Annotated in this window: 20 protein-coding genes and 1 other annotated feature; all 20 genes read right to left on the reverse strand. The window is 37.6% G+C overall.

The window, feature by feature from the left end:
• Positions 1–48: 48 nt before the first annotated feature.
• Entirely contained in the window at positions 49–3,600 is a 3,552-nt protein-coding gene (rpoB, locus tag KM149_RS11105) for a DNA-directed RNA polymerase subunit beta (RefSeq protein ID WP_050331762.1), read from the reverse strand.
• Positions 3,601–3,811: 211 nt separating this feature from the next.
• On the reverse strand, positions 3,812–4,420 hold the full coding sequence (locus tag KM149_RS11110) for a class I SAM-dependent methyltransferase (protein ID WP_214972149.1): 609 nt from the start codon (positions 4,418–4,420) through the stop codon (positions 3,812–3,814).
• Between the two features lie 77 nt (positions 4,421–4,497).
• A complete protein-coding gene (gene rplL, locus KM149_RS11115) occupies positions 4,498–4,863 on the reverse strand; it encodes a 50S ribosomal protein L7/L12 (protein WP_016424299.1) in 366 nt (121 codons plus the stop codon).
• A 38-nt stretch (positions 4,864–4,901) separates the two neighbouring features.
• Complete coding sequence (gene rplJ, locus KM149_RS11120; RefSeq protein ID WP_016424298.1) at positions 4,902–5,402, reverse strand: 50S ribosomal protein L10; 501 nt, start codon at positions 5,400–5,402, stop codon at positions 4,902–4,904.
• 49 nt (positions 5,403–5,451) lie between these two features.
• Positions 5,452–5,591, reverse strand: a sequence feature (ribosomal protein L10 leader region).
• A gap of 86 nt (positions 5,592–5,677) precedes the next feature.
• Positions 5,678–6,373 (reverse strand): 50S ribosomal protein L1, encoded by a 696-nt coding sequence (rplA, locus tag KM149_RS11125; RefSeq protein WP_050331764.1) that lies wholly within the window; start codon positions 6,371–6,373, stop codon positions 5,678–5,680.
• Between the two features lie 187 nt (positions 6,374–6,560).
• The gene (gene rplK, locus KM149_RS11130; RefSeq protein WP_016424296.1) at positions 6,561–6,983 is read right to left on the reverse strand and encodes a 50S ribosomal protein L11; all 423 of its coding nucleotides are present in this window, start codon (positions 6,981–6,983) and stop codon (positions 6,561–6,563) included.
• 161 nt (positions 6,984–7,144) lie between these two features.
• Complete coding sequence (gene nusG, locus KM149_RS11135) at positions 7,145–7,693, reverse strand: transcription termination/antitermination protein NusG (RefSeq protein ID WP_016424295.1); 549 nt, start codon at positions 7,691–7,693, stop codon at positions 7,145–7,147.
• Positions 7,694–7,712: 19 nt separating this feature from the next.
• Positions 7,713–7,892, reverse strand: coding sequence for a preprotein translocase subunit SecE (gene secE, locus KM149_RS11140; protein WP_016424294.1), 180 nt, complete (start codon positions 7,890–7,892; stop codon positions 7,713–7,715).
• Positions 7,893–7,910: 18 nt separating this feature from the next.
• On the reverse strand, positions 7,911–8,054 hold the full coding sequence (gene rpmG, locus KM149_RS11145; RefSeq protein WP_081635116.1) for a 50S ribosomal protein L33: 144 nt from the start codon (positions 8,052–8,054) through the stop codon (positions 7,911–7,913).
• Positions 8,055–8,122: 68 nt separating this feature from the next.
• Positions 8,123–8,659 carry a sigma-70 family RNA polymerase sigma factor gene (locus tag KM149_RS11150; RefSeq protein WP_375164091.1) on the reverse strand — a complete coding sequence of 179 codons (537 nt, stop codon included), beginning with the start codon at positions 8,657–8,659 and terminating at the stop codon, positions 8,123–8,125.
• A 120-nt stretch (positions 8,660–8,779) separates the two neighbouring features.
• Positions 8,780–9,304, reverse strand: a complete 525-nt coding sequence (locus tag KM149_RS11155) for an NYN domain-containing protein (RefSeq protein WP_050346070.1) — start codon at positions 9,302–9,304, stop codon at positions 8,780–8,782.
• A 3-nt stretch (positions 9,305–9,307) separates the two neighbouring features.
• Positions 9,308–10,057: a 23S rRNA (guanosine(2251)-2'-O)-methyltransferase RlmB gene (gene rlmB / locus KM149_RS11160; RefSeq protein WP_165546020.1), complete on the reverse strand. Its 750-nt coding sequence runs from the start codon at positions 10,055–10,057 to the stop codon at positions 9,308–9,310.
• 5 nt (positions 10,058–10,062) lie between these two features.
• Positions 10,063–10,452 (reverse strand): Mini-ribonuclease 3, encoded by a 390-nt coding sequence (locus KM149_RS11165; protein WP_182280437.1) that lies wholly within the window; start codon positions 10,450–10,452, stop codon positions 10,063–10,065.
• Positions 10,453–10,456: 4 nt separating this feature from the next.
• Complete coding sequence (gene cysS, locus KM149_RS11170) at positions 10,457–11,857, reverse strand: cysteine--tRNA ligase (RefSeq protein WP_060830371.1); 1,401 nt, start codon at positions 11,855–11,857, stop codon at positions 10,457–10,459.
• Positions 11,841–12,470, reverse strand: a complete 630-nt coding sequence (gene cysE / locus KM149_RS11175) for a serine O-acetyltransferase (protein ID WP_171839470.1) — start codon at positions 12,468–12,470, stop codon at positions 11,841–11,843. Before cysE ends, cysS begins: the two co-directional genes overlap by 17 nt.
• A gap of 387 nt (positions 12,471–12,857) precedes the next feature.
• Positions 12,858–14,312, reverse strand: a complete 1,455-nt coding sequence (gene gltX, locus KM149_RS11180; protein ID WP_050331769.1) for a glutamate--tRNA ligase — start codon at positions 14,310–14,312, stop codon at positions 12,858–12,860.
• A gap of 76 nt (positions 14,313–14,388) precedes the next feature.
• Positions 14,389–14,868, reverse strand: coding sequence for a 2-C-methyl-D-erythritol 2,4-cyclodiphosphate synthase (gene ispF, locus KM149_RS11185; protein WP_050346074.1), 480 nt, complete (start codon positions 14,866–14,868; stop codon positions 14,389–14,391).
• Entirely contained in the window at positions 14,861–15,559 is a 699-nt protein-coding gene (ispD, locus tag KM149_RS11190) for a 2-C-methyl-D-erythritol 4-phosphate cytidylyltransferase (RefSeq protein ID WP_182280411.1), read from the reverse strand. The genes ispF and ispD overlap by 8 nt, the downstream gene beginning before the upstream one ends.
• The gene (locus tag KM149_RS11195) at positions 15,560–16,621 is read right to left on the reverse strand and encodes a PIN/TRAM domain-containing protein (protein WP_016424284.1); all 1,062 of its coding nucleotides are present in this window, start codon (positions 16,619–16,621) and stop codon (positions 15,560–15,562) included.
• 16 nt (positions 16,622–16,637) lie between these two features.
• Positions 16,638–18,008, reverse strand: a complete 1,371-nt coding sequence (radA, locus tag KM149_RS11200; protein ID WP_241415398.1) for a DNA repair protein RadA — start codon at positions 18,006–18,008, stop codon at positions 16,638–16,640.
• Positions 18,009–18,029 lie beyond the last annotated feature (21 nt).

An 18,029-nucleotide genomic window follows, 5' to 3' on the forward strand; every position in this document is an offset into this window, starting at 1 on the left:
GACTTTGCGATCTCCTATTCAAGATCGTTTTTGATTTTCAACATGCATTTATTCGTTAAATTCTTTTTGAGATTCTGGAACAGTAGATGGTTGAATATTGACTTTACGATCTGGAATATCATCCTCATCTAAATCGCGCATTTCAATTTCATTGTCTTGTTCATCCATCACTTTAACATCAAGACCTAAACTTTGTAGCTCTTTCATCAATACGCGGAATGATTCAGGAACACTTGGTCTTGAAATGTTTTCACCTTTAACGATCGCTTCATAAGTTTTCACACGACCTACAGTGTCATCTGATTTGTATGTTAAGATCTCTTGAAGTGTATATGCTGCACCATAAGCTTCGAGTGCCCATACCTCCATCTCACCAAATCTTTGTCCACCAAATTGTGCTTTACCACCAAGAGGTTGTTGTGTAACTAATGAATATGGTCCAGTTGAACGTGCGTGAAGTTTATCATCTACCATGTGCGCAAGTTTCAACATGTACATCACACCAACTGAAATACGGTTGTCAAATGGTTCTCCTGTACGGCCATCGTAAAGTACTGTTTTACCGTCACGCGCCATACCTGCTTCTTCAATTGTAGACCATACGTCTTCATCGTTGGCACCGTCAAATACTGGTGAAGCAACGTGAATACCTAAGTTTTTAGCAGCCATACCTAAATGTAACTCTAAAACTTGTCCGATATTCATACGTGATGGTACACCTAGTGGGTTTAACATGATGTCGATTGGACGGCCATCTGGTAAGTACGGCATATCTTCTTCAGGGACAATTTTAGAGATGACACCTTTGTTACCGTGACGACCACACATTTTGTCCCCTACATGAATTTTACGTTTTTGAACGATATATACACGAACAAGTTGGTTCACACCTGGTGAAAGTGAATCATCGCCTTCTTCACGGTTAAACACTTTAACATCAAGAACGATACCGCCTGCACCGTGTGGCACACGTAATGACGTATCACGAACTTCACGTGCTTTTTCACCAAAGATCGCATGTAATAGGCGTTCTTCTGCTGTCAATTCAGTAACACCTTTAGGCGTTACTTTACCGACTAAAATATCACCATCTTTTACTTCTGCGCCAACGTATACAATACCGCGGTCATCTAAGTTTTTCAGTGCGTTTTCTGAAACGTTTGGTATATCACGTGTAATTTCTTCAGGTCCAAGTTTTGTGTCTCGAGCTTCAGATTCATATTCTTCGATGTGAATTGAAGTATAAACGTCATCTTTAACAAGACGCTCACTCATAATTACGGCATCCTCGTAGTTATAACCATCCCAAGTCATAAATCCAACAACAACATTTCGACCTAAAGCCATTTCTCCGAGTTCCATAGATGGACCATCTGCAAGAATTTCGCCTTTTTCAACAATATCGCCTGCTGCGATAATAGGACGTTGGTTATAACATGTACCTGAGTTTGAACGTTTGAATTTCGCTAATGGGTAACGGTCTAATTCGCCTTCTACTTCTTGACCATTTTCTTCAACTAAGCGACGTACTAAAACTTCGCTTGATTGAACATGTTCAACGCGGCCACGATACTTAGAAATAACAGCAGCACCTGAATCACGTGCAGCTACGTGCTCCATACCTGTACCTACAAATGGTGATTCTGGGTTTAACAATGGTACTGCTTGACGTTGCATGTTCGCACCCATCAATGCACGGTTAGAGTCATCGTTTTCTAAGAACGGAATACATGCTGTCGCAGCTGAAACAACTTGTTTAGGCGATACGTCCATGTAGTCCATTTTTTCTTTAGCCATAGTTGTGTTGTTACCACGAAAACGACAAACGATTTCGTCATCGATAAAGCGTCCGTTTTCATCAAGTCTTGAGTTCGCTTGCGCAACAACATAACTGTCTTCTTCATCCGCAGTAAGGTAATCAATACGGTCTGTAATTGTGTTTGTTTCAAGGTCTACTTTTCTGTATGGTGTTTCAATGAATCCAAATTCATTCACACGTGCATAACTTGAAAGTGAGTTGATCAAACCAATGTTTGGACCCTCTGGTGTCTCAATTGGACACATGCGACCATAGTGAGAATAGTGTACGTCACGAACTTCCATTTGTGCACGTTCACGTGTTAAACCACCAGGTCCTAAAGCTGATAAACGACGTTTGTGTGTTAACTCAGCAAGTGGGTTCGCTTGGTCCATGAATTGTGACAATTGTGAGCTGCCGAAGAACTCTTTTATTGATGCAATCACTGGGCGAATGTTAATTAATTGTTGTGGTGTGATGGAGTCTGTATCTTGAATAGACATTCTTTCACGTACCACACGTTCCATTCTTGACAAACCAATACGGAATTGGTTTTGTAATAATTCACCAACTGAGCGTAAACGACGATTACCAAGATGGTCAATGTCATCTGTATAACCGATACCATGTAATAAGTTAAAGAAGTATGACATAGACGCTACGATGTCAGCAGGTGTAATACATTTCACTTCTGAATCTGGGAATGCATTACCAATTACAGTTGTTGTGCGTTCTTCATCATCATTTGGTACATAAACTTTAATAGATTGTACTTCTACAGGTTCATCGATAATACTATTAGGAAGTTCGTAAACTTGTGCGTTAGCATTTGTTTCAAGAACATCCATGATTTCGTCTAACTTACGACGATCTAAAACTGTGCCTTCTTCAGCAACAATTTCACCTGTGTCAGTATTTACAATAGGTTCAGCTAATTTTTGATTGAATAGGCGGTGCTTTAAATGTAATTTTTTATTTGCTTTATAACGTCCTACGCTTGCTAAATCATAACGTTTAGGGTCAAAGAAACGAGAATACAATAAGCTTTTAGCATTTTCTACCGTTGGTGGTTCACCTGGACGTAAACGTTCATAAATTTCTAATAATGCTTGTTCTGTATTTTCAGTGCTATCTTTTTCTAAAGTGTTTCTTAAGTATTCATTGTCTCCAATTAAATCAATGATTTCTTGGTCAGTTGAATAACCTAATGCACGTAATAATACTGTCAATGGTAACTTTCTTGTTCTATCAATACGTACATAAACAACATCTTTCGCATCTGTTTCATACTCTAACCATGCACCGCGGTTAGGGATAACAGTCGCATCATAGTTCACACGACCATTTTTATCTAACTTTTCATTAAAGTAGACAGACGGTGAACGAACTAATTGAGATACAATGACACGCTCCGCACCATTAATTACAAAAGTACCTGTTTCTGTCATTAAAGGGAAATCTCCCATAAATACTTCTTGATCTTTCACTTCGCCTGTTTCTTTAATAACTAGACGAACTTTAACGCGTAATGGTGCCGCATATGTTGCATCACGGTTTTTTGATTCTTCTAAATCATACTTCGGTTCACCTAATCTATAATCTACAAATTCCAATGAAAGATTACCCGTGAAGTCTTCGATTGGAGAAATATCACGGAACATTTCTAAAAGACCTTCTTTTAAGAACCAATCATACGATTTTGTTTGAATTTCAATTAAGTTTGGTAACTCTAAAACTTCTGAAATTCTTGCGTAGTTTCTACGTTTACGATGTCTTCCATATTGGACAAATTGACCTGCCAAACAGATTCACCCCTCAAAAATTGTGCGAACACTTTTCAGTTCTCATCATGTAACAAGACAAAAAGAAAACGGTAGCACATAATCGATGACACCATTTTCTATTCTATAAGTCTTATTTTGAAATGTTACAATGAAACTTTAACCGTAAAAGTACACACTTATTGAACATAATTATTTCATCTTACAACTATATCATAGTCAATATTTAAAATCAAGATTTAAAACTCTTTAATATGTGGTAACCTTTACTATTTTTGACAGATGAGACGTTTCCAAAAACCTCATCCATTTTTTTCTTAGCAGAAGGCATCCCTTGCTTTTTTTGTATAACGACATACAATGCACCCTCAGTTTTAAGTACGCGGTATGCATCTGTCAAAATTTGGTGAACCACTAGTTTACCAGCACGAATAGGTGGATTAGTCAAAACGTAGTCACATGCTTCGTCTTCTATCAGTGCTAACCCATCACTCTCTTGTATCGTCACATTTGAGATGCCATTCGCTTTGGCATTTCTTTTAGCTAATGCTAATGCACGATGATTTACATCTAACATTGTAATATGATCATGGGGTGCAACTTTGGCCACCATTAAACCAATCGGTCCATAACCACAACCGACGTCAATAATCATTTTCAATTGACCTGGCGGGTGTTCATTTAAAAATGTCTGTATCAATAAATCAGAGCCGAAATCAACTTTATCACGAGAAAACACGCCTGCATCTGTTGTGAGTGACAGTTCGTGTTGCTGATAATGATAGCTAATTTCTCTCTCATCTGGTGTTGCATCAGGATGTGCATCATAGTAATGACTCACGGTGTCACACCTCTTTATCGTATTGTATTCAAAAACCCGCTATTCCAAAAATAGCGGGTTTTTCACTTATCAATGAATTATTTTAATTCTACTGAAGCGCCAACTTCTTCTAATTGTTCTTTAAGTTTTTCAGCTTCTTCTTTTGGTAAAGCTTCTTTGATGATGCTTGGAGCACCGTCAACTAATTCTTTAGCATCTTTTAATCCTAAACCAGTTGCTTCTTTAACAGCTTTAACAACTTTGATTTTAGATGAACCAGCTGAAGTTAACTCAACGTCAAATTCAGTTTTTTCTGCTGCTGCGTCTCCGCCAGCTGCACCTGCTGCTGCAACTGGTGCTGCTGCAGTTACACCAAATTCTTCTTCGATTGCTTTAACTAAGTCATTTAATTCTAAAACAGACATTTCTTTAATTGCTTCAATGATTTGCTCTTGATTAGCCATGTTAATATTCCTCCAATTTTTAAGTTTTAATTTATCGCTTATTCTGCGTTTTCTTCTTTGTTTTCTCCAACAGCTTTAACTGCATAAGCAAAGTTGCGCATTGGCGCTTGTAATACAGAAAGAAGCATTGATACAAGACCTTCGTGTGATGGTAATGAACCAACTGTTTTCACTTCATCAGCAGTAATGATACTACCTTCCATGATACCCGTCTTGATTTCTAAAGCTTCGTGTTCTTTAGCGAATCCAGCGATGACTTTAGCTGGGGCTACAACGTCTTCAGTAGTAAATGCTACTGCTGTAGGTCCAGTTAAGAACTCGTCTAAACCTTCAATACCAGCTTGTTCTGCTGCACGACGTAACATAGTGTTTTTGTATACTTTGTATTGAACACCAGCTTCACGTAATTGTTTACGTAATTCTGTTACTTCTGCTACTGTTAAACCACGGTAGTCAACAACTACTGTAGAAACAGAACTTTTAAGTTGATCAGTAATGACGTCAACTTGTTGTTTTTTCGCTTCAATGATTCCAGACATTTTGACACCTCCATCGATAAGTTTTAGGTGCTTTTTATAGTTAAGTCCAAGACTTAAATAAAAAGCACTTTTTACCCACGGCAAAAAGTGCTTGAAAGTTCATACGTTCAAGTCCATTTTAGCCTCGGTAGGATGATTTTTAAGTTCAGTTAGAACTCCTACTGTCTTAGGTAAAATATTCAACAAAAATTAATATAACGGCTTTTGTGTAATAAGTCAACCATTATTTTCTATTTATCAAGCCACTTAATGATTTTATCATTAAGTGATTCGTTTTAAAGTTTGAAACTTGCAGTATCGACTTTGATACCAGGGCCCATTGTAGTTGTTACTGCAACAGACTTAAAGTAAGTACCTTTAGCTGAAGATGGTTTAGCTTTTGTTAACACATCTTGTAAAGTTTTGAAGTTTTCAACTAATTTTTCTGTATCGAATGAAACTTTACCGATTGAAGCGTGTACGATACCCGCTTTTTCTGCACGGTATTCAACTTTACCCGCTTTGATTTCTTCAACAGCTTTTTTAACGTCCATTGTTACTGTACCAGTTTTAGGGTTTGGCATTAAACCTTTAGGTCCTAATACACGACCTAATTTACCAACTTCACCCATCATATCTGGTGTTGCAACAACAACATCAAAATCAAACCAACCTTGTTGGATTTTGTTTACATATTCTGCATCTCCAACATAGTCAGCACCTGCTGCTTCTGCTTCAGCGATTTTGTCGCCTTTAGCAAAAACTAATACACGTTGAGATTTACCAGTACCGTGTGGTAATACAACTGCACCACGGATTTGTTGGTCATTTTTACGTGTATCAATACCTAAACGGAAAGCCACTTCAACTGAAGCATCGAAGTTAGCAATAGATGTTTCTTTAGCTAAGCTGATTGCTTCTTCTACTGTATAGAATGCTTGGCGATCAACTTTGTTTAAAGCTTCTTGATACTTTTTACCTTTTTTAGCCATTTTTTGTCCTCCTTTAGTGGTTTTATCGGAATGTCCTCCCACATTTACTTGCTTCAAGCAAGTTGAGCGCAGATAGTCCCTAGCACAAATCTGTGCGAATCACAATGAATACTTTCTTGTTCATAGGCTATCTGCGTTCTTACGAAAATTTATCTTCTCATTGTCTTATTTGTTAATCAGTTGGTGATTACTCAACAATAATACCCATACTACGTGCAGTACCTTCAACGATACGCATAGCTGCTTCTTCGTCTGCAGCATTTAAGTCAGGCATTTTAGTGTTAGCAATTTCACGTACTTGATCTTTTGTTACTGTAGCAACTTTAGTTTTGTTTGGTTCACCAGAACCTTTTTCAATACCAGCTGCTTTTTTAAGTAATACAGCTGCAGGTGGTGTTTTAGTAATAAATGTAAATGAACGATCTTCATAAACATAAATTTCAACCGGAATAATTAAACCTGCTTGTTCTTGTGTACGTGCGTTAAATTCCTTTGTGAAAGCCATAATGTTCACACCGGCTTGACCTAATGCAGGACCAACTGGTGGTGCTGGGTTTGCTTTACCTGCTGGAATTTGTAACTTAACTACTTTTTCTACTTTTTTAGCCACGATGTGCACCTCCTTGATATCGTGATGTGGTCACAGGGCTCAATTTTGCCCTCCCACTCTTAACATTTCGTGACGAAATGTAGCGCTATGAATGCGCGACTTCGTAATTGTAACATTTTCATACGCTGAATACAACTCATTTTTTATAACTTTTTACACGTTTAGAGTTTTTCTATTTGATCAAATTCAACTTCAACTGGTGTTTCGCGTCCAAACATATCGACTAATACAGTCAACTTAAATTTATCCGCTTCAATTTCACTGATTTCGCCCACTTGATTTGCAAACGGCCCAGAAGTAATACGGACTTGTTCACCTAAATCCACTTCAACATCGATTGTCTTTTCTTTCATGCCCATTTGCTTAAGAATAAAACGTGCTTCATCTGGTAATAATGGGTTAGGCTTTGAACCTGCCCCAGCTGATCCTACAAATCCAGTTACACCTGGTGTATTTCTAACAACGTACCATGATTCATCAGTCATCACTAGCTCAACTAATACGTAACCAGGAAATGTTTTCTTCATTTGCTTTTTAGCTTTTCCATCTTTAACTTGTGTCTCTTCTTCTTCAGGAATCACAACTCTAAAGATTTGTTCTGTCATGTTCATTGACTCAACACGTTTTTCTAAATTCTTTTTCACTTTATTTTCATAACCAGAGTAGGTATGTACTGCATACCAACGTTTTGCCCCTAACTCTTCAGACATGCTGACAACTCCTCATTCACTATTTTATCATTTTAATTAATTGACCAATTCCAATATCTAAACCGTAGAAGAATAACAAAAAGAATAGCACTGTCATGACTACGATTGTTGTGTATTTTACAAGTTCTGGTCCAGTTGGCCAGCTTGTTTTTTCCATTTCGGATTTAACGCCTCGGAAAAAGCTTTCTTTTTTTGGCATAACGAAAATCCCTCCTATTTACTTAGATTCCTTATGAAATGTATGTGTATTACATTTTGCACAGAATTTTTTTAATACGAGCCGGTCAGTTTTATTGATCGTTTTCGGTACATGGTAGTTACGGTTTCCACATTCCTCGCAATTTAATGGCACTTTTTTCAACTTATTTCACCTTGCTTCTATAATACCAGTTTACTATACATAAGTTTATGTTCAATTGTCAAACCACACTATTCGTCCAAAAGTACTTTCAATTTCTTACGGATTCGATAGATGGCATTATATATTTTTTTATCTTCAGCCTTTAATGCCAATGCAATTTCTGACGGTTTCCATTCCTCAATCAGATATTTCAACACCTGCATTTCAAAATGACTTAATCCACGATCCGCTAATTTTAATACTTCATGACAAAATTGTTGTGATGTACACCCACTTTGATATTGTTGTACTAACATAACTTGGTATTGCGTCGTATAACGTTCAATATAGTTGTCTAATAGCCGTTCATGCGTCATCTTTTTACGGCGATAGTCTATTTTACGTAAATAAATTGCACGATGAATATAATGTTCGAAAGGGACATCGTAATAAAAATTCTCGCTTTGTATCTTTTTAAAAATAGCTAGCAACACTTCTTGGATAAGATCTTCGCAATCTGCCGGCATGATACTAAAGTCACTAAAACTTTTTCGTGCATATTGCTCAATGTAAGTGATTAATTGTACGATTGCCTCTGGTTGCCGAGCCTTTACTTGTGCAACCATTACTGAAAAAGCATCATCTAATTCATATTGATATTGATAAAGCATATGCGTTCTTCCTCGCCTTCGAAAAATATGCTTTATCATACCTATTCATAACAGCTTCAGACAACTTGCGAAATCTTATTCTTCGGACTCGCCTCGCCTTAATTTCTCAAATTCAGACAATACTTCTTCAGATAAGTGAATCCGTGTTCTCGGCTTCTGCTCATGAAAATGATGCATCGACTTTGTGACGGTCTCTTTATTTTCTTTTAAATGTCGCCACATTTCTCTTGAAGATAAACGATAAGCACCTGTACCAAAAATAGCATGTTGTTCACTCATATCACTTGTTACAACTGTGATATGCGTTGTATGTTTGTTGTAAATGTTGTAAACATAACGCTCAATAAAACTATCTGCCGTTTCATTTTCTTTCGTAAAAATAACATGCACACCATGATAGACAGATTCTGACTGAGGCGTGCCTTGTTCATATGCATCAAAAACACAGACGATTTTCCCTTTTACGACCGCATTATAGTTTGCGATTTCAATCAGTAGTTGCTCTCTTGCTTCTTCTAAGTTTTCTTTAGCTACTCGACTTAATTCTGGAGACTGACCTATCATGTTGTACCCGTCAATGATTACATAATAGTCTTTCATCTTTTAATCTTCACCGCCAATGGGCCGCCGTTTTCTAAACACTTCATACATCATTAAACTTGCTGCAACAGAAGCATTCAAACTATTCACATGGCCAACCATAGGAATTTTAATATAAAAATCACACTTTTCTTTCACACGACGGCTCATTCCTTGACCTTCACTTCCGATAACAATAGCTAACGGAACGTCCACTTGCATTTGTCTATAATCTGTCGCATGATTTGCTTCTGTGCCCGCTATCCAATAGCCTTTATCTTTCAATTCATCCATCGTTTGAGATAGATTCGTGACTCTAATAACCGGGACATGTTGAATCGCTCCAGTAGACGCTTTAGCTACTGTTTGTGTCAATGCAACAGAGCGTCTTTTCGGAATAATAATCCCATCCACACCAGTTGCATCTGCTGTTCTCAATATCGACCCTAAATTATGCGGATCTTCTAAGCCATCTAAGATCAATACTGTAGAAAGTGTCTCTTTTTCAGCTTGTTGCTTTAAGAAATGATCCAATGTCTCATATTCGTAAGGAGCAACATAAGCTGCTACGCCTTGATGAGGTGCGCTCGCAATTTGGTCTAATTTTGATTTTGGAACGGTTTGTACAACAAGTTTTGCCGATTTTGCAGCTTTTAAAATATCTTCAATCTGTTGCTTTTTAATGCCTTCTTGAATCAGTATTTTATTAATGGTATGTCCTGTTGTCACAGCTTCTCTTACTGCATGACGGCCAACAATGATTTCTGAATCCATTTCATTCAACGCCTTTCTTCTACATATTCAACTATTGTCGTTAATAATGCTTCCAGTCTCGCATTTTGTTGTTCTAAATATAAATAGCCAATCAGTGCTTCTAAGCCAGAACTTTTTCGATAGGTTTGAATATCTGTGTTTTTCGCTTTTGTATAACTTTTAGCATTACGTCCACGTCGAATGATATCTCGTTCTTCTTCTGTAAACCAATTGTTTTCAATTAAAGCTTCAAGTGTTGCAGCCTGACTTTTAGCTGAGACAAATCTTTTCGCTTCTTGATGCAAGCGGTTCGGTTTGCTCTGTAATTTGAGAATGATATATGTACGGACGTGCTGATCTAAAACAGCATCGCCCACATATGCTAAAGAGAGTGGATTTAATAATTTTTTGTTGATGTCATTAGCCACGTTTAAATCTCACGCCCTGTGGTGTATCTTCAAGAATAATATTTTGTGCTTTTAGTTGATCACGAATTTCGTCTGCACGTGCAAAATCTTTAGCTTTTCTAGCTTCATTTCGCTCTTCAATTAATTTTTCAATCTCTTCATCAAGCAGTTGCTCATCTTTTTGAGAAGTGAGTGGAATACCCAGTACCTCACTAAAAATTTGGAAGACTTCTTTAAAACGTTGAATCACTTGTGTCGACGTATTATCTTCTAACATGTATTTATTTGTAAGCTTAACTAAATCATACCACGCTGTAATGGCATTCGCTGTATTAAAATCATCGTCCATCACTTTTTCAAATTGCTCAAGTACTTGTTCAATTTGTTCTAAATAATTCGTATCGTCTACAAGATCTGTAGCAACCGCTTCTCGTTCAATAAGGGCTTGATAACTGTTACGAATACGCTCAAGACCACTACGTGCCGCTTCTACACGCTCGATGTTATAGTTAATTGGACTTCTATAATGTACGCTGATCATAAAGAAACGCAATACATCTGGATCGACCTCTTTAATAATATCGTGAACTAAAATAAAGTTACCTAATGATTTACTCATTTTTTCGTTGTCGATATTAATAAAGCCGTTATGCATCCAATAGTTTGCAAATGGTGCATGATTATGCGCTTCTGATTGTGCAATTTCATTTTCATGATGAGGGAATTGTAAATCACTGCCACCAGCGTGGATATCAATCGTTGCGCCTAGTTTTTCATAGGCCATAACTGAGCATTCGATATGCCAACCCGGACGTCCTGTACCAAACGGACTTTCCCAACTGATTTCACCCGGTTTTGCTTTTTTCCACAAAGTGAAGTCTAAAGCTTCTTCTTTTTGTTCACCTTGTTCAATCCGAGCACCAATTTTCAAATCATCGATAGATTGATGACTTAACTTTCCATAACCATCAAATTTGCGCGTTCTGAAGTATACATCTCCGCCACTTTCGTAAGCATAGCCTTCATCTATTAAATTTTGAATAAATTGGATAATATCATCCATATGCTCCATAACGCGTGGGTTGCATGTTGCGGGTTTGACATTTAATGCGCCCGTATCTTCGTGGAATGCTTTTATATAACGATCTGCAATTTCAGGTACTGTTTCCCCGAGTTCTTGAGAGCGTTTAATAAGTTTGTCATCGACATCTGTGAAATTTGATACATAATTCACTTCATAACCTTTATATTCGAAATAACGTCTGACAACATCATAATTAATAGCTGGACGTGCATTTCCAATATGAATGTAATTGTAAACAGTCGGTCCGCAAACGTACATTTTGACTTTCCCAGGTTCAATCGGTTTAAAAGTTTCTTTCTGACGCGTTAGTGTATTATATAATGTAATCATCTTTAATCTCTCCATTTTTAGTTTGTTCAAGTTGTCGCTCAAGCTGCTTGAGTTGTTCATAAATAGGGTCAGGCAAATTGAGATGATCAAACGTTTTACCGGTGCGAATGCCGTCTTGCTTTACCACACGACCAGGAATGCCTACAACAGTTGTATAACTAGGCACATTTCTTAATACAACAGAGTTGGCACCGATGTTGACATTCGAGTCTACTTTAATATTTCCTAATACTTTAGCCCCTGCTGCAATCAAGACATTGTCTCCGATATCAGGGTGTCTTTTACCTTTTTCTTTCCCAGTCCCTCCTAAAGTCACACCTTGGTAAATCGTTACGTTATCACCTATTGTACATGTCTCTCCGATAACGACACCCATGCCATGATCGATAAAAAGACGACGTCCAATTTTAGCGCCTGGATGGATTTCTATACCTGTAAAAAAGCGAGAAACTTGAGATATGACACGCGCTAATGTGAAGCGTTTTTTATTATATAAACGATGTGCAATAAGATGACTCCACACGGCATGCAAGCCCGCGTATGTTGTAATCACTTCAAAAGTTGAACGCGCTGCTGGGTCTTGTTCAAAGACCATTTTTACATCATCCATCATTCGTTTGATCACTGTATTCCCTCCTAAAATGGTTATTCTTATTCCTTAGTATAAAAAACACCTCTGACATAAATTATGTCAGAGGTGCTTAAGCACGGTTCCACTCTCAATTAGTATATCGACGAGAATCATTCAATTCTCTTTGACCTACTCACTCATTAATTATTTAATTCTTCTTAATAAAGGTGCATTCAACAAATTTTGTGATGTACTTGCAGCAACCGTACACTCTCTAAAACACGCAATTTGCCTACTAATCCTTTATTCAAATCAAAATTCACCTTTATGGTAGTGGATTTTGAATGTGATATCAAGTTATAAATTTGGAAACGGCTTGAAAACAATCTAAATCGCTCTTTAAGCCTCATTTTAGAATTAAGCCAGTCATTACAATAATTGATTAATTCGACGAAGTACTTTTGTTTTGCCAAGCACTTCCATTGTATTCGGCAATTCTGGTCCATGCATTTGTCCAGTTACCGCAACACGAATTGGCATGAAGAGTTGTTTACCTTTAATGCCAGTTTCTTTTTGGACTTCTTTAATTTTCTTTTTAATTTCAGCAGCTTCAAATGGCTCTAACGCTTCTAATTTACCATATAGTGCATTCATTAATTCAGGAACTTGTTCACCATTCAACACTTCTTGTGAAGCTTCGTCTAATTCTTTTTCGTCTCGGAAAAATAGCTCTGATAAAGGTACAATTTCTCCAGCATAGCTCATTTGTTCTTGATAAAGTGCCACGAGCTTACGTCCCCAGTCTAATTCAGCTTCTGATGGTGATTCAGGTATCAAACCAGCTTTAATCATATGCGGTAATGTCATTTCAAAAACTGTTTCCGAATCTTTTTCTTTCATGTATTGGTTGTTAATCCAAGCCAATTTTTGTTTATCGAAAAATGCAGGTGATTTTGATAGACGCTTTTCAGTAAAGATATCGATCAATTGTTCTTTAGAAAAGATTTCTTCTTCACCTTCAGGAGACCATCCTAATAATGCGATAAAGTTAAATAATGCTTCTGGTAAATAACCTAATTCTTTATATTGCTCAATAAACTGTAAAATTTGACCGTCACGTTTGCTTAACTTTTTGCGTTGCTCATTCACGATTAATGTCATATGTGCAAAACGAGGCGGTTCCCAACCAAATGTTTCATAAATCATTAATTGTTTCGGTGTGTTAGAAATATGGTCATCGCCACGAATCACATCTGTAATTTCCATATAGTGATCATCTACAGCAACTGCAAAGTTGTATGTTGGAATACCATCTTTTTTCACAATTACCCAGTCGCCGAAGTTATCAGATTCAAAAGAAACTGTCCCTTTCACCATGTCATCGAACTGATATGTTTTATTTTGTGGTACACGTAAACGAATAGCAGGCTTACGTCCCTCTGCTTCAAATTGCTGTCTTTCTTCTTCTGTTAGATGGGCATGTTTACCACCATAACGTGGCATCTCACCGCGTTCGATTTGTGCTTGACGCTCTGCTTCTAATTCTTCTTCCGTCATGTAACATTTGTACGCTTTGTCTTCAGCTAACAATTGATCCACAAGAGGTTGATAAATGTGACCACGTTCAGATTGACGATATGGACCATAACCTTTATCTTGATCCACAGATTCATCCCAATCTAAACCTAACCATTTTAAATTTTCAAATTGTGAAGCTTCACCATCGGCAAGGTTACGCTTAGTATCCGTGTCTTCAATACGAATCACAAAGTCTCCATCATAGTGTTTCGCGAATAAATAGTTAAATAATGCAGTACGTGCGTTACCGATATGCAAATAACCTGTTGGGCTTGGTGCATATCTGACTCTTACTCGGTTACTCATTTCGTTCACTCCTGTTTTGTTCTTCAATTTTTTAATTATAACATGTCATATGATATTGTGTATATGTTACTTTCAACTATGCTTGCGTTGTTAAAGATACGATTGCTTGTGCTGCGATACCTTCTTGACGACCTGTAAAACCTAACTTTTCACTTGTCGTTGCTTTTACATTGACTTGTTGTATTGCGACTTCAAACAAATCAGCAATGACAGCACGCATTTCATCAATATAAGGGCGGAATTTAGGGCGCTCAGCAATGATGGTTGCGTCAATATTATTAATAATATAGCCTTCATCTTTAACTTGTTCATATGCAGCGACTAACAACTTTTTAGAATCTGCATCTTTGAACTGTGGGTCTGTGTCAGGGAATAATTTTCCAATATCTCCTAGTGCACATGCACCTAACATAGCGTCAGTGATAGCATGAAGTAAAACATCGGCATCGCTGTGGCCTTTTAACCCGTGTGTATGCGGCACTTCAATACCACCGATAATTAATGGGCGCGTTTCGTCAAAAGCATGAACGTCATAACCTAATCCAACTCTATACATGATTTTCTTTTCTCCTTTTATCAAATATTGCTTCCGCATATGTAAGGTCTTCTTCCGTCGTTACTTTAATATTATCATAGTCACCTTCAACCATATAAATCGGCTGGCCAGAAGCTTCTAAAAGCGAGGCGTCATCAGTGCCATTGATTTTTTTAGCCACCGCATCATCATAGGCTGTTTTTAAATGCTGAAATTTAGAACCCTGTGGTGTTTGAACTTGCCATAAAGCGGAACGGTCTAAAGTTTGTGACACAAACTGATTTTGAACCAATTTAATCGTGTCTTTCGCTTTAACACCTACAATAGCCGCGCCATATGCTTCGATTGCTAAAGTAACCTCTTTAATGGTTTGGTGTGTAATAAAAGGTCTCGCGCCATCATGGACGAGTACAACTTCATCTTCAGCCACATTCATATGTTGGATAACTTTATGAATGCTTTCTTGGCGTTCTTTCCCGCCTTCAATTAAGCCTTTAATTTTATTATAAGGCGCTAAAATATTTTGTAATCGCTCACGGTCCCTTGGATGGATGGCTAAATAAATGCTTTCACATTGATCATCTTTTTGAAATACGTCTATCGTATGTTCTAAAATTGTACGACCTGCAACACGAATCAATAATTTATTATAAGCACGTCCCATTCGATTTCCGGTACCTGCTGCCGGTATGATCACATGATAATTTGTCATTTATTCCTCCACCTTTTTTGCAAATATGATGCGCCCAGAAGCTGTCTGTAACATACTAATCACTTCCAAAGGAATCGTTTGATTAATATATTGCTTCGCATCGTCGACCACGACCATCGTTCCGTCATCAAAATAACCTACACCTTGACCCGGTTCTTTACCTACTTTAGTTATCATAAGGTCAAATCGGTCTCCTTGATGCACTTCTGGACGAATTGCGTCTGATAAATCATTAACATTCAACACTTTAATGCCTTGAATACTACAAACTTTGTTTAAATTATAATCCGTTGTAATTACGTGAGCACGATAATGTTGCGCCAATCTTACGAGTAAATCATCAATATCATGGTGACTTCGCTGTGGATGAACAATACGTGTCGGATGTTTTGACATATGAATCGCATTAAGAATCTCTAAGCCACGACGCCCTTTGTCACGTTTAATACTATCATTAGCATCAGCCACAACTTGCAACTCGTTAATCACACCTTGCGGAATTAAAATCTCACCATCTATAAAGCCCGCTTCCATAATTTTTAATATTCTACCATCTATAATTGCGCTCGTATCAATAATTTTCGGTACAGCGTTACGCGCGCTAATTGCCATCGAACGTGCCATGTTTTCCGGTAAAAACAGCAACATTTCATCTCGTTTTTTAAGACCGAATTGGAAACCTAAATAACTTAAAATTAAAGTTAAAATAATCGGGATAATACGATTAATAAAGTCTGTCCCAATAAATTCTAAAATAAAAGAAATCATAACAGAAATGAGCAAGCCCATAAACAGACCAATTGTCGCAAATATAATTTCAATCGCACTGTATCCTAACACAAATTGCTCTAAGTCTTTAATAGCATATGCAATACGTGGAATAAACCAACCAAATAATAAAAACATCAAAACTGTACCCATAAACGCTGCAAAATAGCTATTTTCTATCATCGGTGGATGACTGACTTCAAAGTCTACAACAATCTCAGGAATCAATACAATGCCTAAGACACTCCCGATAACAATGTACGATAGGATAACGAGCAGTTTGACAAAATCCATTTTTCCTCCCTCCTTTCTATTTTTTTATGGCATATTTTAATGCTTCATTTACAGTAGAAACACCAATCACTTCAATACCTTGCGGGAATTGCCATCCCCCTATATTTGTTTTAGGTAAGATCACACGTTTAAAACCGAGTTTTGCCGCTTCTTGTACCCGTTGTTCGATACGGGAAACGCGTCGTACTTCCCCTGTTAATCCAACTTCTCCAATAAAACAATCTAATCCATCGACAGCTTGGTCTTTAAAACTTGATGCTGTTGCGATAATAATACTTAAGTCCACTGCTGGCTCAGACAACTTCACGCCTCCTGCTACTTTAATATAGGCGTCTTGTTGTTGTAATAAATAGCCTTCTTTTTTCTCTAACACTGCCATTAATAAACTCAAGCGATTATGATCAATACCTGTAGCCATTCGTCTAGGATTATTAAATGTCGTCGGCGTAACGAGTGCTTGTACTTCAATAAGTAATGGACGTGTCCCTTCCATCGTCGCAACGATCGTTGAGCCAGGCACATTGGTAGAACGCTCCTCTAAAAACATCTCTGATGGGTTCAATACACTTTTCAATCCGGATTGTTTCATTTCGAATATGCCCATTTCATTCGTAGAACCAAAACGGTTTTTAACAGCTCTTAAAATACGATAAGCATGATGTTCATCGCCTTCGAAATACAACACCGTATCCACCATGTGTTCTAACAAACGCGGTCCAGCAATTTGGCCTTCTTTTGTCACATGTCCTACAATGAAAGTAGCAATATTCATTTGTTTTGCAATCTGCATTAAGCTTTGTGTACTTTCACGAACTTGTGACACGGATCCTGGAGCCGAACTAATCTCTGGATGATAAATCGTTTGAATTGAGTCCACTACAATAAGCTCCGGTTCAATTTTCTTCACTGCTTCATGAATCACTTCTAAGTCGGTCTCAGCAAAAACATTCAATTGACTCGCATCTTCGTCAAGTCGATCCGCCCTTAACTTTGTTTGATTAAGTGACTCCTCACCTGTAATATATAATACATTTTTACTTTGGGAGAGTGCTGCACACATTTGTAATAACAGCGTTGATTTCCCTATACCTGGGTCACCACCAATGAGGACGAGCGATCCTTCTACGATACCTCCACCGAGTACACGGTTAAACTCATCACTATTTGTTAGGATACGCGGTGCTTGTTCTTGTTTAATTTCATTTAGTTTTTGAATTTTGGAAGTACTCGTTTTTTGAGATCTGACCCCATGTTTAGGGCTCGCTACTTTTTGTTCTATCGACTCTTCCATTGTATTCCATGCACCACAATTTGGGCATTTGCCCATCCATTTTGGAGATTGATAACCACAAGCTGTACATTCAAATATCACTTTCTTTTTCGCCACAAGGCCACCCCCATCTCTTCG

The sequence above is a fragment of the Staphylococcus coagulans genome, assembly GCF_022557135.1.
Taxonomy (GTDB): domain Bacteria; phylum Bacillota; class Bacilli; order Staphylococcales; family Staphylococcaceae; genus Staphylococcus; species Staphylococcus coagulans.